Source organism: Sphingomonas kaistensis, assembly GCF_036884275.1.
In the GTDB taxonomy this organism is placed as follows: Bacteria; Pseudomonadota; Alphaproteobacteria; order Sphingomonadales; family Sphingomonadaceae; genus Sphingomicrobium; species Sphingomicrobium kaistense_A.
Genome location: NZ_CP145607.1, coordinates 958104 through 971546, shown reverse-complemented (window position 1 = coordinate 971546; position 13443 = coordinate 958104). Strand labels below are relative to the sequence as shown.

At 68.2% G+C, this 13443-nt stretch carries 18 protein-coding genes; 8 read left to right on the top strand and 10 right to left on the bottom strand.

Annotated features, from left to right (window positions below; all coding sequences use genetic code 11):
* Position 1: 1 nt before the first annotated feature.
* Positions 2-502, bottom strand: coding sequence for a DUF4142 domain-containing protein (locus tag V6R86_RS04655; RefSeq protein WP_338502548.1), 501 nt, complete (start codon positions 500-502; stop codon positions 2-4).
* Between the two features lie 126 nt (positions 503-628).
* Here V6R86_RS04655 and V6R86_RS04650 point away from each other — a divergent pair, with 126 nt between their 5' ends.
* Positions 629-1135: an acyloxyacyl hydrolase gene (locus V6R86_RS04650; RefSeq protein WP_338502547.1), complete on the top strand. Its 507-nt coding sequence runs from the start codon at positions 629-631 to the stop codon at positions 1133-1135.
* On the opposite strand, the gene V6R86_RS04645 is transcribed toward V6R86_RS04650, so the two are convergent.
* The gene (locus V6R86_RS04645) at positions 1132-1464 is read right to left on the bottom strand and encodes a CrcB family protein (protein ID WP_338502545.1); all 333 of its coding nucleotides are present in this window, start codon (positions 1462-1464) and stop codon (positions 1132-1134) included. The two genes, V6R86_RS04650 and V6R86_RS04645, sit on opposite strands and share 4 nt — an antisense overlap.
* Before the next feature lie 5 nt (positions 1465-1469).
* Positions 1470-2432, bottom strand: a complete 963-nt coding sequence (locus V6R86_RS04640; protein WP_338502543.1) for a DUF808 domain-containing protein — start codon at positions 2430-2432, stop codon at positions 1470-1472.
* 110 nt (positions 2433-2542) lie between these two features.
* Between V6R86_RS04640 and serS the strand changes: the two genes are divergently transcribed.
* Together serS and V6R86_RS04630 are read left to right on the top strand one after the other, a co-directional pair.
* A complete protein-coding gene (gene serS, locus V6R86_RS04635; protein WP_338502541.1) occupies positions 2543-3802 on the top strand; it encodes a serine--tRNA ligase in 1260 nt (419 codons plus the stop codon).
* Positions 3803-3871: 69 nt separating this feature from the next.
* Entirely contained in the window at positions 3872-4588 is a 717-nt protein-coding gene (locus V6R86_RS04630; RefSeq protein ID WP_338502539.1) for an alpha/beta hydrolase family protein, read from the top strand.
* Here the strand turns inward: V6R86_RS04630 and V6R86_RS04625 are convergent.
* Both V6R86_RS04625 and V6R86_RS04620 read right to left on the bottom strand, forming a co-directional pair.
* Positions 4585-5019: a hotdog fold thioesterase gene (locus tag V6R86_RS04625; protein ID WP_338502537.1), complete on the bottom strand. Its 435-nt coding sequence runs from the start codon at positions 5017-5019 to the stop codon at positions 4585-4587. The genes V6R86_RS04630 and V6R86_RS04625 overlap by 4 nt on opposite strands.
* A gap of 40 nt (positions 5020-5059) precedes the next feature.
* Positions 5060-5818, bottom strand: coding sequence for a phenylalanine 4-monooxygenase (locus tag V6R86_RS04620; protein WP_338502535.1), 759 nt, complete (start codon positions 5816-5818; stop codon positions 5060-5062).
* 242 nt (positions 5819-6060) lie between these two features.
* Between V6R86_RS04620 and V6R86_RS04615 the strand changes: the two genes are divergently transcribed.
* Both V6R86_RS04615 and V6R86_RS04610 read left to right on the top strand, forming a co-directional pair.
* A complete protein-coding gene (locus tag V6R86_RS04615; RefSeq protein WP_338502534.1) occupies positions 6061-6390 on the top strand; it encodes a DOPA 4,5-dioxygenase family protein in 330 nt (109 codons plus the stop codon).
* Positions 6391-6401: 11 nt separating this feature from the next.
* The gene (locus V6R86_RS04610; protein ID WP_338502532.1) at positions 6402-6554 is read left to right on the top strand and encodes a hypothetical protein; all 153 of its coding nucleotides are present in this window, start codon (positions 6402-6404) and stop codon (positions 6552-6554) included.
* Here V6R86_RS04610 and V6R86_RS04605 read toward each other — a convergent pair.
* The gene (locus tag V6R86_RS04605; RefSeq protein ID WP_338502530.1) at positions 6548-6784 is read right to left on the bottom strand and encodes a 4a-hydroxytetrahydrobiopterin dehydratase; all 237 of its coding nucleotides are present in this window, start codon (positions 6782-6784) and stop codon (positions 6548-6550) included. The genes V6R86_RS04610 and V6R86_RS04605 overlap by 7 nt on opposite strands.
* 66 nt (positions 6785-6850) lie before the next feature.
* Between V6R86_RS04605 and hppD the strand changes: the two genes are divergently transcribed.
* From hppD to paaD, 3 genes are all read left to right on the top strand, one after another.
* Positions 6851-7936, top strand: coding sequence for a 4-hydroxyphenylpyruvate dioxygenase (hppD, locus tag V6R86_RS04600; protein ID WP_338502528.1), 1086 nt, complete (start codon positions 6851-6853; stop codon positions 7934-7936).
* Positions 7937-8022: 86 nt separating this feature from the next.
* The gene (gene pcaF / locus V6R86_RS04595; protein WP_338502526.1) at positions 8023-9225 is read left to right on the top strand and encodes a 3-oxoadipyl-CoA thiolase; all 1203 of its coding nucleotides are present in this window, start codon (positions 8023-8025) and stop codon (positions 9223-9225) included.
* A 49-nt stretch (positions 9226-9274) separates the two neighbouring features.
* Positions 9275-9715 carry a 1,2-phenylacetyl-CoA epoxidase subunit PaaD gene (gene paaD, locus V6R86_RS04590; RefSeq protein ID WP_338502524.1) on the top strand — a complete coding sequence of 147 codons (441 nt, stop codon included), beginning with the start codon at positions 9275-9277 and terminating at the stop codon, positions 9713-9715.
* Here paaD and V6R86_RS04585 read toward each other — a convergent pair.
* From V6R86_RS04585 to V6R86_RS04570, 4 genes are read right to left on the bottom strand one after another with little or no spacing between them, the layout of a single operon-like run.
* Entirely contained in the window at positions 9709-10152 is a 444-nt protein-coding gene (locus V6R86_RS04585; RefSeq protein WP_338502523.1) for a DUF2059 domain-containing protein, read from the bottom strand. The genes paaD and V6R86_RS04585 overlap by 7 nt on opposite strands.
* Entirely contained in the window at positions 10149-11072 is a 924-nt protein-coding gene (locus V6R86_RS04580; protein ID WP_338502522.1) for a chorismate synthase, read from the bottom strand. Before V6R86_RS04580 ends, V6R86_RS04585 begins: the two co-directional genes overlap by 4 nt.
* A complete protein-coding gene (gene aroA, locus V6R86_RS04575; RefSeq protein ID WP_338502520.1) occupies positions 11069-12355 on the bottom strand; it encodes a 3-phosphoshikimate 1-carboxyvinyltransferase in 1287 nt (428 codons plus the stop codon). Before aroA ends, V6R86_RS04580 begins: the two co-directional genes overlap by 4 nt.
* Positions 12352-13443, bottom strand: a complete 1092-nt coding sequence (locus V6R86_RS04570; RefSeq protein WP_338502518.1) for a 3-deoxy-7-phosphoheptulonate synthase — start codon at positions 13441-13443, stop codon at positions 12352-12354. The genes aroA and V6R86_RS04570 overlap by 4 nt, the downstream gene beginning before the upstream one ends.

Sequence of the window (13443 nt, the reverse complement as noted above, 5' to 3'; positions counted from 1 at the left end):
TTCAGATCCGCAGGCTGTGATCGAGGTGCCCGCGGATCACCGGCACCGCGGCAGCCGCCACCCCGCGCAACTGCGGCACGTCACCGCGCCGCGCATAGCGATCCATCAGCGTCAGCGCCTGGCGGTGGCTGGTGACCTGCTGGCTGCGATACGTGGCATCGAAGTTCGGCGATCTCGCCAGCTCGTCCAGCATCGCCGCATGCATCGGCAGCATCTGCGTCGGCACCCCAATCCCCACGCCGGCCGCCGCCGCACTTAGCTGCGCGCCGAGATTTGTGTGATCGCGGATCATCATCTCGGCATGCATCCGCAGCATCGGCGACTGGCTGCGCTGCAGCGCCAGCCGGCTGCTCTCGATCTCGAACAGATCGCTCGACGCCGCGGTCGCGACGAACGCCGAGGCGGCGCTCGATGCCATGGCCGTGCCGGGCGTGGTGGCGCAGCCGGCAAGGCTGACGCCGCCCAAGGCCATCACCATCGCAAGGGGAACAAGGCGACGCATCGAAGCACTCCATGACGGGCTGTTTTGGACCTGCTTACCCAAAGCCGCGACCGGCACGGGGGTTCCGTTCATCGCCCGCTCAAGCGCTTGGCGACAATCGGCTTTCCCATCTATGCTGGAGCCACGATGAGAAACTGTGTTCTGCTTGCCGCCTTGCTCGCCCTGCCCACCGCGGCCAACGCGACTGAAGTCTTCGCCGGCCTCCACGCGCATGGCGTCAAGACGCCGCTCAGCCTCAATTCCGACCGCGAAGGCGGCGCGGACGTGAGCGTCGGCATCCGCGGCAACCCGGTTTTCTGGAAGCTCCAGCCTTATGCCTTTGGCCAGCTCAACACCGATGGCGGCACCAATTTCCTTGCCGCCGGCGTGTCGGCGCGCTTCGGCGAGAGGCTCTACGTCCGCCCGGGCGTCGGCCTTGCCATTCACGACGGCTCGGCCTCCAAGGTCGACCTGCCCGATCGCCTCGCGCTCGGCAGCCGCATCCTGTTCGCGCCCGAAATCGCGGTCGGCGCGCAGGTGACCGAGCGGATCGGAGTCGAAGCAAGCTGGGTCCACTTCAGCCACGCGCAGCTGGCGGGCAGGCAGAATCCCGGCATCGACAATGTCGGCGTGCGGCTGAACGTCCGGCTTTAACGCGCCAGCGTCAGGCCGATCGCCAGCCCGGCGAGCGAGCCGGCGATGGTCAGCCCGGCATAGGCCAGCGCCGTCAGCGGCGCGCGCGACCACAGGGTCACCGTGTCCAGCGCGAACGCGCTCATGGTGGTGAAGCCGCCCAGCAGCCCGACACCGAGCAGCAGGCGCGCCTGCTCAGGCCCGCCGCTGCGGCCGAGCCAGCCCGCGAGCAGCCCCATGCCGAGGCAGCCGAGGATGTTGACCGCCAGGATGCCCCACGGGGTCGGTACCAGCCCGCCCAAGAGCCAGCGCAGCAGCGCCCCGCTGCCGCCCCCGACGAAGACCAGCAATCCGCTCAGTGCGCCGCGGCCTCGGCGTCTGCCGCCTTGCGGCTCGGCAACAGGCCAAGCAGCGCGACGATGATTCCGCCGACCACGATTCCCGCCACCGCGCCGCCAAGGGCGTTCAGGAGCCACTCCCAGACAGGCACCCAAACTCCGATCTGCTCGGCCAGGTGATGCGAGGTGTCGTGAACGAAATGGGGAATCGCCGCGGCGAGGTTCAATTCTTCCATGCCGTGAAGCAGGATCTGCCCGCCGACCCACAGCATCGCCGCGGTGCCGATCACTGCCAACGCCGCCAAGAGTTTGGGCACGAACGTAACCAGCGCGCGGCCAAAGCTCTGCGCGAAACTCGGGCCGCGTTCGGCGAGATGAAGCCCGATATCGTCCAGCTTCACGATCAATCCGACCACGCCGTACACGCCGATGGTGATGGCGATCGCCACCACCGCGAGAATGCCGGCCTGCGTCGCCAGGCTGTTCGCTTCCACTTCCGCCAGTGCGATCGCCATGATCTCGGCCGACAGGATGAAATCGGTCCTGACCGCGCCCTTGACCTGCCGATCTTCGAGCTCGCCCGGATCGGCAACCTCGACCAGTTCCTCGGCCGTATGGCTGTGGCCGCTCACCTTTTCCCAGATCTTGTGGGTCGCCTCGTAGGCCAGGAATGCGCCGCCGATCATCAGCAGGGGCGTGATCGCCCACGGCGCGAACGCCGCCAGCAGCAGCGCGGCGGGAAGCAGGATCACCAATTTGTTGAACAGGGAGCCGCGCGCGATCTTGAAGATGATCGGCAGTTCGCGCGCGGGGCTGAGCCCGGTGACATAGCGTGGAGTGACGGCGGTATCGTCGATCACCACGCCCGCGGCTTTCATCCCCGCACGCCCGGCGGCGGCACCCACGTCGTCGACGCTGGCCGCGGCGAGCTTGGCAATGGTCGCCACATCGTCGAGCAGCGCGGCAAGTCCTGAAGGCATGGTTCCCCCTGTTGTCCTCCCGCCTGAAAAGAAGAAGGTCGCGGCGGGGTCAAGTGCCGGGCCGTGCGAAAGGTTGCGTCCGAAGGCGCAATCGCGCATCCCGCCGCCCCATGCTGGACCTCGCCTTTCTCCGCCAGAACCGTGACCTCGTCGCCCGCGCGGCGGAGCAGAAGAATGTCGCGATCGACCTCGACGCGATCCTTGCGCTCGAAACCGAGGTGCGCGCCAACAAGACCGAGGTCGACCGCCTGCGGGCCGAGCGCAACGCCATCTCGGCCGGCTTCAAGACCGCCGCGCCGGAAGAAAAGGCCGAACTCGGCCGCCGCGCCAAGGAAGCCGGCGCCAAGGCCTCCGAATTCGAAGCCGGAATCGCCGACAAGGAGACCGCGCTCAAGGACGCGCTCCTCCGCCTCCCCAACATCCCGTGGGACGGCGCGCCGATCGGTCCGGACGAAAACAGCAACGTCGTCATCCGCATCGAAGGCACGCTGCCCGAGTTCGGCTTCACCCCGCGCGACCATGTCGAACTGTGCGAACGGAACGACTGGGCCGATCTCGGCCGTATCGTCCAGGTGTCGGGCAGCCGCCAATATTGCCTCAAGGGCCGCCTCGCCCTGCTCGAGACCGTGCTGATGAGCTGGGCGCTGACCAAGATCGCGGGCGCGGGCTTCACCCCGATCACCGTGCCCGCGCTGGTCCGCGAGGAAGCGTTTGTGCGCCAAGGCCAATTCCCCGGCCACAAGGAAGAAACCTACCAGCTCCCCAACGACGATTTGTGGCTCGCCGGCACCGCCGAAGTCGCGCTGACCTCGCTTCATTCGGGCGAGATCCTCGACCTGTCCAAGGGCCCCGTGCTCTACGCCGGCTACTCGCCCTGCTTCCGCCGCGAAGCCGGCAGCGCGGGCCGCGACGTGCGCGGCCTCTTGCGCGTCCACCAGTTCGCCAAGGTCGAACAGTTCGTCATCTGCGAAGCCGACGAGGCGACCTCCGCCGAGTGGCACGCCAAGCTACTCGGCCTCGCCGAAGAACTGCTGACCGACCTTGAAATCCCCTATCAGGTGATCGAAACCTCGACCGGCGACATGGGCCTGGGCAAATTTCGCATGAACGATATCGAGAGCTGGGTGCCTTCGCTCGGCAAATATCGCGAGACCCACAGCTGCTCGACCCTGCACGACTGGCAGGCCCGCCGCGCCAACCTTCGCTACCGCGATGCGGACGGCAAGGTGCGCTACGCCCACACCCTCAACAACACCGCGCTGGCCAGCCCCCGCATCCTCGTGCCCCTGCTGGAAAATCACCAGACCGAAGACGGCCGCGTGCGCCTGCCCAAGGCGCTGCAAGGGCTGATGGGCGGCGAATATCTCTAACTCCGTCACCCCGGGCTTGACCCGGGGTCCCGCTTCTTTCTTCTACGCGGAATGAAACACAGAAGCGGGATGCCGGATCAGGTCCGGCATGACGATGGAAGAGCTCCGCCGGGCTATCGCCGCCTGACCGAAGCGCTGAGCCTCGCGCCGCGCATCCTCAACAGCTTCGGTCATCTCGGCCCCCGCGGACCGGTCGACGGCCCGCCCGCGCTGGTCATTCCCGGTTTCGTCGCCACCGACCGCACCACCATGGAGCTTCGCCGCGCCTTCGCCGCCGCGGGCTGGCGCACGCATCCGTGGTCGCTCGGCCTCAATCGCGGGGCGCGGGCGGACACGCTCGACCGGCTCGAACGGCGGCTGCGCGAGATCGGTGACGGCGAGCCGGTGCTGGTGATCGGCTGGAGCCTCGGCGGCCTGTTCGCGCGCGAGCTTGCCCGCCACCGCCCCGACCTCGTCTCCGCTGTGGTCACCCTCGGCTCGCCCTTTTCTGGCGACGTGCGCGGCAACAATGTCTGGCGCTTCTACGAGATGGTCGCGGGCCACCCCGTCGACAATCCGCCGATCCCGCGCATTTGCGACAAGCCGCCGGTGCCGACCCTCGCCTTCTGGTCGCGCCGCGACGGCATCGTCGCCCCCGCCTGCGCCCGCGGCGAACCGCACGAAAGCGACGAGCGCGTCGAACTGATCTGCAATCACATGGCTTTCGGCGTCTCCCGCCCGGTCACGCGCGACGTGACCCGGCGAACACTCGGCTTCCTCGAAACGCGCGGGCTGCCGACGCCCTAGGCCTGCTGCACCGCGATCACCGCCAGCGTGATCCGCGACAGGCAGACCAGTTTGCCGCCTTCTTCCTCGACCCGGATCGTCCACACCTGCGTCGTCCGCCCAAGCGCCTCGGCCTTGGCGGTGGCGACCACCCAGCCCTCGCGCGCGGCGCGAATGTGATTGGCGTTGATCTCCAGCCCGACCACGCCCTTCTGCGTGGGATCGACGGTCATCATGCCCGCATAGGAGGCGACCGTCTCGGCCAGCGCGACCGACGCACCGCCGTGCAGCCGTCCGTACGGCTGGGTCGTGCGGCGATCGACCGGCATTCGCGCCTTCAGCCAACCCTCCCCGCGCTCGAGAAATTCGATCCCGAGATGGCCGATCATGCAGGCGTCGCCGATATCGGTCGCGGCTTGCGGGTCGAAGGTCGGGACATGCCAGATGCTCATGGGAGCGACGATAAGCAGAACCGCCGCCCCCGCGCCAGCCTCACGGCAGCGGCCCGGCCAGCGCCGCCACCACCGCGTCCATCCCGTCGGCGACGAGATACAGCGGCTGCATCGCATCGTGGCGATACGGCGTCGCCACCGCCCCTTCCGGGGTGAACCGCCGCCGCTCGATCGCCGGGTCGTCGAGACTTTTCAGCGCTTCGCCAAAGCTCGACGCCAGCCCTGCGCCGAGGATGCAGACTTCGCCCTCCTCGCGCACCAGTCCGAATTCGATCGTGTGCCAGTAAAGCCGTGCCACCTTGTCGCCATGGCCCGCCGCGATCGCTTCGACACCCGTCTCGCCGAACCGCTGCATCGCGTCGGCCACCGCGCGGTCGGCCAGCATCGGCACATGCCCGAACAGATCGTGAAAACAGTCCGGCTCCTCCAGATAATCGAGCTCGGCGCGCGTGCGGATGAAATTGCCGATCGGAAACACCCGCGCCGCCAGCATCGCGAAGAACGCCTCGTCGGGGACCAGTCCCGCCACCGCGACGCAGCGCCAGCCGGTCAGGGGCGCTAGCCGCGCGTTCAGCCGCCCGAGCTCCGGGATACCGCCGACATCCAGCCCGACCTTGCCCAGCCCGTCCATGAACCGGCGCACGATCCGCCCCTTCAACAACGCCGCCTGCCGGGCGTAAAGAATATCCCACGTCTCGTGCTCCTCGGCGCTGAAACGGTCCCAGCCCTGGTCCACCACATAGGCCTGCCAGCCCGGCAGCTGCGGGTCGGCTTCGGCACGGTGAAGAGTCTTCAGCATCGGTACGGTCCCTTGAAAAACGGAGGCGTGAAACGAACACAAAAAAACCCGCCGGGCGGTGGCCTGGCGGGGTGGCGGAAACTTGGGTCTTCAATAGACGCGCGTTAGCCGATCCCCACCTCGTGGCGATAATAGTAGCTGGCGATAGCGACGTGCGCGGTCATGAAGCCTGCCTATCCGCAATCCCACCTGAATGAAAGCTGGCTCTTCCGCTCGGGCACCAGCCTACCCATCTTCGCCCCATGAGCGGGCCGAGCGACTTTCACGTGCATCTTTATTTCGACGCTGCGGAGATCGACCTCGCCCGCACCGTGGCGGCCGAAGTGGCCGAGCGATTCGGCGCGGCGGTGGGCCATTTCCACACCCGCCCGGTCGGCCCGCATCCGCGCGGCTCGGTCCAGCTGACGGTTGCCCCCGACCGCTTCGGCGAAGTCGCCTGCTGGCTTCCGCTGCATCGCCGGGGGCTCACCGTCTTCGCGCATCCATCGACTGGGGACGATCGTTCGGACCATACCGATCATGTGATCTGGTTCGGGGCCAGCGAGCCGCTCGCCACCGCCATGTTCGACTAAAGGAGAAACGAATGACCGACGAAGGCAAGCGCATGGCCAAATATGCCGCGGTAGGCGCAGTGGTCGGAATTCCCGCGCCGATCATCGGCCCGATCATCGGCGGCGCGATCGGCGCCTTTCTCGCGCATCGCAAGAACCAGCGGCTGACCGGCCGCAGCTACTGACCGGCTAGGCGATCGATCACGTCCGCCAGCGCGCGGTCGCGATCGGTCACCCCGCCCGCGTCATGGCTGGTCAGGCGAAAATCGACCCGGTTCCAGACGCTGGTGAATTCGGGATGGTGATCCACCGTCTCGGCGTGCAGCGCCACGCGCGTCAGGAAGCCCCACGCTTCGCTGAAATCCTTGAAGACGAAGCTTCGCCACAGCGCACCATCCCGTTCTTCCCACGCCATGCCCGGCCTCCTGCTTGAAAAGCGACCATGCCCGGCGCAAGGGACCGCTGACAAGGAGACTTTCCCATGGCCACCGCCACGCTCGAGAAAGGCCCGCTCGGCCTTGAGAACCCGATGGGTACCGACGGCTTCGAGTTCGTCGAATATGCCGCCCCCGAACCCCAGCTTCTGCGCGACCTGTTCGCGAAGCTCGGTTTTCCGGCAGTGGCGAAGCATCGCACCCAGGATATCACCCTCCACCGCCAGGGCGACATCAACTTCCTGATCAACGCCCATGACGAAAGTCATGCGGCCGACTTCTCCAAGGAACATGGGCCGAGCGCGGTCGCCATGGCCTTCCGGGTCAAGGACGCCGCCGCCGCCCACGCCCGCGCGCTCGACCTCGGCGCCACCGACGTCACCGCCAAAGGCCTCGGCTGGCCCGCCATCGAAGGCATCGGCGGCTCGTTGCTGTATCTCGTCGACCAATATGGCGATCACGGCGACGCCTATGCCGACAGCTTCGACTATCTGCCGGGCTACGAAGAAGCGATGCAGGCCTCGGCCAGCTGCCTCACCTATCTCGACCACCTCACCCACAACGTCCGGCGCGGGCGGATGGTGGTGTGGGCCGACTTCTACGAGAAGCTCTTCAACTTCCGCGAAATCCGTTACTTCGACATCGAGGGCAAGGTCACCGGCCTGTTCTCCAAGGCGATGACCAGCCCCTGCGGCAAGATCCGCATTCCGCTCAACGAAAGCCAGGACGACAAGAGTCAGATCGAGGAATTCCTCCGCGAATACAAAGGCGAAGGCATCCAGCACATCGCGCTCGGCACCACCGACATCTACAAGAGCGTCGATATCCTGTCGGCGCGCGGCATCCCCTTCCAGGACACCATCGACACCTATTACGACCTGCTCGACGAGCGGGTGAAGGGTCACGGCGAGCCGCTGGACGAGTTGAAGAAGCGCAAGATTCTGGTCGACGGCGCCCCGACCGAAGGTCAGGGCCTGCTGCTTCAGATCTTCACCCAGAACGTGATCGGCCCGATCTTCTACGAGCTCATCCAGCGTAAGGGGAATGAGGGCTTCGGCGAAGGCAATTTCAAGGCGCTGTTCGAGAGCATCGAGCTCGACCAGATCCGCCGCGGGGTGATCTCGGCCGACTAAAAACCCATCGTTAGTCCTGAGCGAAGTCGAAGGACGGATGCGAAGCGTGCTTCGACTTCGCTCAGCACGAACGAGAATTTGAGAATATGACCGACGCGTTCATCTGCGATTACGTCCGCACCCCGATCGGCCGCTACGGCGGTGCGCTGTCCTCGGTCCGCGCCGACGATCTAGCCGCCATCCCTGTCCGCGCGCTCAAGGATCGCAACCCGGACGTCGACTGGACCGCGCTCGACGACATCATTCTCGGCTGCGCCAACCAGGCGGGCGAGGACAATCGCAACCTCGCGCGGATGGCGGGTTTGCTCGCCGGCCTGCCTCAGGACAGCGGCGGGGTGACCCTCAACCGCCTGTGCGGCTCGGGCCTCGACGCGGTGGCCATGGCCGCCCGCACCATTCGCTCGGGCGAAGGCGATCTGCTCATCGCGGGTGGCAGCGAAAGCATGAGCCGCGCGCCCTTCGTCATGGCCAAGGCGACCAGCGCGTTCGATCGCAACGCCGAAATCTACGACACCACCATCGGCTGGCGCTTCGTCAATCCCAAGCTGCGTGACGCCTATGGCGACGACACCATGCCCTCGACCGCCGAAAACGTCGCGGACGAGTTCAACGTCGCCAGAGAAGACCAGGACCTGTTCGCGCTGCGCAGCCAGGAAAAGGCCGCCGCCGCGCAGGCCAATGGCCGCCTCGCCGCCGAGATCGTCGGCGTCGACATCCCCGGCCGCAAGGGCGAAGTGACCACCGTCGACAGGGACGAGCACCCCCGCCTCAGCCCGCTCGACAAGCTTGCTGCGCTGAAGCCCATCGTCCGCCGAGACGGCACCGTGACGGCGGGCAATGCCTCGGGCGTCAACGACGGTGCCGCTGCGCTGCTGATCGCGTCCGGAGATACCGCCAAGCGCTTCGGCCTGACCCCCAAGGCCCGCATCCTCGGCTGCGCGGTGGCTGGCGTGCCGCCCCGCATCATGGGCATCGGCCCCGCCCCGGCGACGACCAAGCTGCTCAAGCGCCTCGGCCTCACCCTCGACCAGATCGACGTCATCGAACTCAACGAAGCTTTTGCCGCGCAAGGCCTCGCCGTTCTCCGCCAGCTCGGCCTTCCCGACGACGACCCCCGCGTTAATCCCAACGGCGGCGCGATCGCGCTCGGCCACCCGCTGGGCATGAGCGGCGCCCGCCTCGCCGGCACCGCCGCCGTGCAGCTCGCCCAGACCGGCGGCCGCTACGCCCTCGCCACCATGTGCATCGGCGTCGGCCAAGGCATCGCCATGGTGATTGAGCGGGTCTGATGCCCCCGCGTCATTGCGAGCGGGGCGAAGCAATCCATATCGGATCGCAATGACCGAAACGCAGGCCCTCTGGGACGTCCTTGCGGAAGTCCCCGATCCCGAAATTCCGGCCGTCTCGGTGGTCGAGCTCGGCATCGTCCGCGACGTCTCGGTCGAGCGCGTCGTGATCACCCCGACCTACTCCGGCTGCCCCGCGACCCTTTTCATCGAACAATCGATCCGCGCCGCCCTCGACGCCGCCGGCTATCGCGGCACCGCTATCGAGACCGTCATCAGCCCGCCCTGGACCACCGACTGGATCACCCCTGAAGGCGGTGAAAAGCTCCGCCGCTACGGCATTGCCCCGCCCTTGCCCTCAGGCGAAGTCCATTGCCCGCAATGCGGCTCGTCAGAGGTCGAAGAAGTCAGCCGCTTCGGCTCGACCCCGTGCAAAAGCCAGTGGCGCTGCCGAGACTGCCTGGAGCCGTTCGACCGCTTCAAATGTCATTGAGCGGCGGCGCAGAGCTTGCCGCTTTCCTTGCAATAGGCCGCAGCCACGTCCTTCTTGAAATCCATCCCCTGCATGACGCCCATCGACGCGCCGATCACCGCGCGCAGCGCGGCCTGCACCCGCTTGGCCGCCGGTGAGCGCGCATAGGCCGCCGCGGCCTTGAGGTCGTCGAGACTGAGCTTCTCGGCATAAGCCCGCGCGGTCGCCGCAAACAATTTGTCGGCACCCGCCGCGAAAACCCGGTCGGCCGTCCGGCGCAAGGCGGCCTGCTCGGAGGCGCGAAGGCTCGGATTGTCCTTCACCATCTTGCCGATCTCATCGTCGCGCATCATCGGCAGCAAGGTCGCCAGCGTTCCGCTTTCCGCAATCTCGCGCCCGAGCTTCAGTGCCTCCGCGCTCGGCTCCGCCGCCATCATCGTCAGTGCCAGCAGGATCATCGCGACTCGCCTCCAGTTTGCCCCCGGTGCAGCAGCTTATGGTCGGCCAGCACCAGTGCCACCATGGCTTCCACCACCGGCGCGCCGCGGATGCCGACGCAGGGATCGTGCCGCCCGCCGATGCCGATGCTGCTGGTCGGCTTGAAGGCGGCGCGCAAGCGGATCGGATGGCCGGTCGCGATGCCCCCGTCGATGCCGCTCGCCTGCATCAGCGGCAGGCTCGCCCGCCCGCTCGCCCGGCCCGCCGCAAAGCCTTCGCCGATCTCGACGCCCTTGACCGCATTGATGCCCATCACCGCCGCGGCGAGATCGGCGTCGAGCTTGGCATAGACCGGCGCGCCCCACCCCGCCGCCGCGCCCTCGGCGACGCATTCGATGATCGCGCCCAGGCTGTCCTGATGGCCTCGCGCTTCGTCGAGTAAGCTCTCCCACCGCTCCGGATCCGCCTCGCCGCCGATCTCGGCCACGCGGGCGGTCACCGTCACCTCGGGGATCACCAGTCGCGCCACCGCGCCCGCCGCGACCCGCATCGCGGTCTCCCGCGCGCTCGCCCGGCCGCCGCCGCGCGGATCGCGGAAGCCGTATTTGGCATCATAGGCCGCGTCGGCGTGACCGGGACGCGGCGGCAGGCCGGCATAATCCTTGGATCGCTGATCGACATTCTCGATCATCATCGCGATCGGCGTGCCCGTCGTCCGCCCCTCGTACAGCCCCGACAGGATCCGCACCCGGTCCGGCTCCTGCCGCGGCGAGACGTTCTTGCCCGTCCCCGGCCGCCGCTGGTCGAGAAAGCGCTGGACATGCGCCTCGTCGAGCGCGAGGCCCGGCGGGCAGCCGTCCACGACCACCCCGATCGCCGGCCCGTGACTCTCGCCCCAGGTGGTGAAGCGGAACAGGCGCCCGAAGCTGTTCCAGCTCATGCCACTTCCTCGATTTTCGCGCCGATCCCCCGCATCGCCTCGCGGAAGGTGGGAAAGCTGGTGGCGATCATCTCTGCCTCGTCGATTACCACCGGCTGCTCGGCGGCAAGGCCCAGCACCAGATGGCTCATCGCGATCCGGTGATCGCCCTCGGTCCGCACCTGACCGCCGCCGCGGATCGGCCCGCCCCGCACCACCAGCGCATCGCCGTCCGCCCGCGCCTCGATCCCGCAAGCGGTCAGTCCCTCGGCCATCAGCGCCAGCCGGTCGCTCTCCTTGTGGCGAAGCTCGTCCAGCCCCTCTATCCGGGTTTCCCCCCGCGCGCCGGCGGCGACCACGGCGAGAATGGGAATCTCGTCCACCATCGAAGGAATTTCCTCGGCCGTGAACTCGGCCCCGAACAGCGGCCCGAATCGCACCCGCACGTCGCCGATCGTCTCCCCGCCGCGCCCGCGGATATTGTCCATCGCCAAATCCGCGCCCATCCGCTGCAGCGCCATGACGAAGCCCGAACGATGCGGATTGAGCAGCACGTTCTTCACCGTCACCTCCGACCCCGGCACGATCGCCGCCGCGCCGAGCGCAAAGGCTGCCGACGAAGGATCGCCGCTGACCTCGACCAGCCGCGCGTCGAGCGTCCGCTTCGCGCCCAGCCGGCAGATATGCCCCTCGCGCTCCACGTCGACCCCGAATTCGGCCAGCATGGTCTCTGTATGATCGCGGCTCGGCACCGGTTCGGCGACCTCGACGGCCAGGTGGGTGCCCAGCCCCGCCAGCAGCACCGCCGATTTGACCTGCGCGCTGGCCGGCACATTCAGATGCGCAATGCCCCGCGTCACCGGTCCCTCGACCGTCAGTGGCAATCGCTCTCCGCCTTCGACCCGCACACCCATGGCCTCCAATGGCCCGGTCACCCGCCGCATCGGCCGCTTCGACAGGCTCGCATCGCCGGTGAAGGTCGCGCGCACGCCCTGCCCCGCCGCCGCGCCCATCAGCAGCCGCACCGCCGTGCCGCTGTTGCCGCAATCGATCGGGGCATCGGGCGAGCGCCACGCGCCCCCGATCACCCGCCAGCGCCCCGGTCCGAACTGCTCGACCCGCACCCCGAACGCCCGAAGCGCCGTGGCCGTCGCCAGCACATCCTCGCTCTCCAGCAGCCCGGCGATCACCGTCTCGCCCGCCGCCAGCGCGCCGAAGATCAGCGCCCGGTGCGACAGCGACTTGTCGCCCGGTACCCCGAAGGTCCCGATAAGCGGCCCGGTCGCGGTGGCGCGCAGCTTCATGCCGCGTGGCGCCGGCCGAGCGCGGCGACAAAGGCGGCCACCACCGCCTGCGCCTGGCGCGGATTGAGCCGGGGATCGCAGGCGCTGGTCCAGCCTTCGCCTTCCAGGCCGCCGGTCACTTCGGCCACGTCTTCGGGGGTCATTTCGAGGTGAAGCCCACCGGGATGCACGCCTTCGCTCCGCGCGATCGGGGTGAACGCCTCGACCTCACGCACGGCCTCGCCCAGCAAGCGCACCTTGTGCGGCCCGCCCCGGCCAGTGTTGCCGTGCAGCGGATCGCTGACCCACAGGGGCTGGCGCCCCTCCTGCCGAAGCGCCCGCATCAGCGACGGAAGCGCGGCGTCGATGGCGGCACCCATGCGGACGATCAACGTCAGCCGCCCGGGCTCTCGCGCCGGGTCGAGGCGATCGACCAGCCGCCGCAACTCGTCGGCATTGATCTCGCCCAGTTTCACGCCCAGCGGATTGACGATGCCAGCGGCGAACGCGACATGCGCTCCGTCCAGTTGCCGCGTCCGTTCACCGAGCCACAGCATATGCCCCGACCCGCTCCACCAGCGGCTATCGTCGGCGCGGCGGACCAGCGCCTGCTCGTACGGGAGAAGCAGCGCTTCGTGGCTGGCGAAGAGCCCGGCCGGCAACCGCCGCGCCGTCGCTGCCGCATGATCGAACGCCCGCCCCATCCGCGCCGGATCGGGCTCCAACGCGTCGCGGCCGTTGACGCTCTCGCCGCGCCAGACCCGGCCCTCGACCGTTCGCGGCTTGGCATATTGGCCGGCGATCCGGGCGACCTGCACCGCCGGCAACGGAAGCGTGGCGGCCAGACCGTCGAACAAGGCCACCAGCCCCGCCACATCGGCGTCGGCAAAGGTCTCCGCGCAATCGCCGCCCTGCAGCAGCAAAGCGCGTCCCGCCGCCGCCTCGGCCAATCGCGCACGCAGGGCGTCTACCGCTTCGAGCGTCACCAGCGGCGGCGAAACCGCCAGGTTCTGCTCGACCGCGGCCAGCGCCTTGACATCGGCATAGACCGGCTGCTGCGCCGCAGGCCGCTCACGCCAGAGCGCCGGATGCCAGCCGCCGCCGCTCAT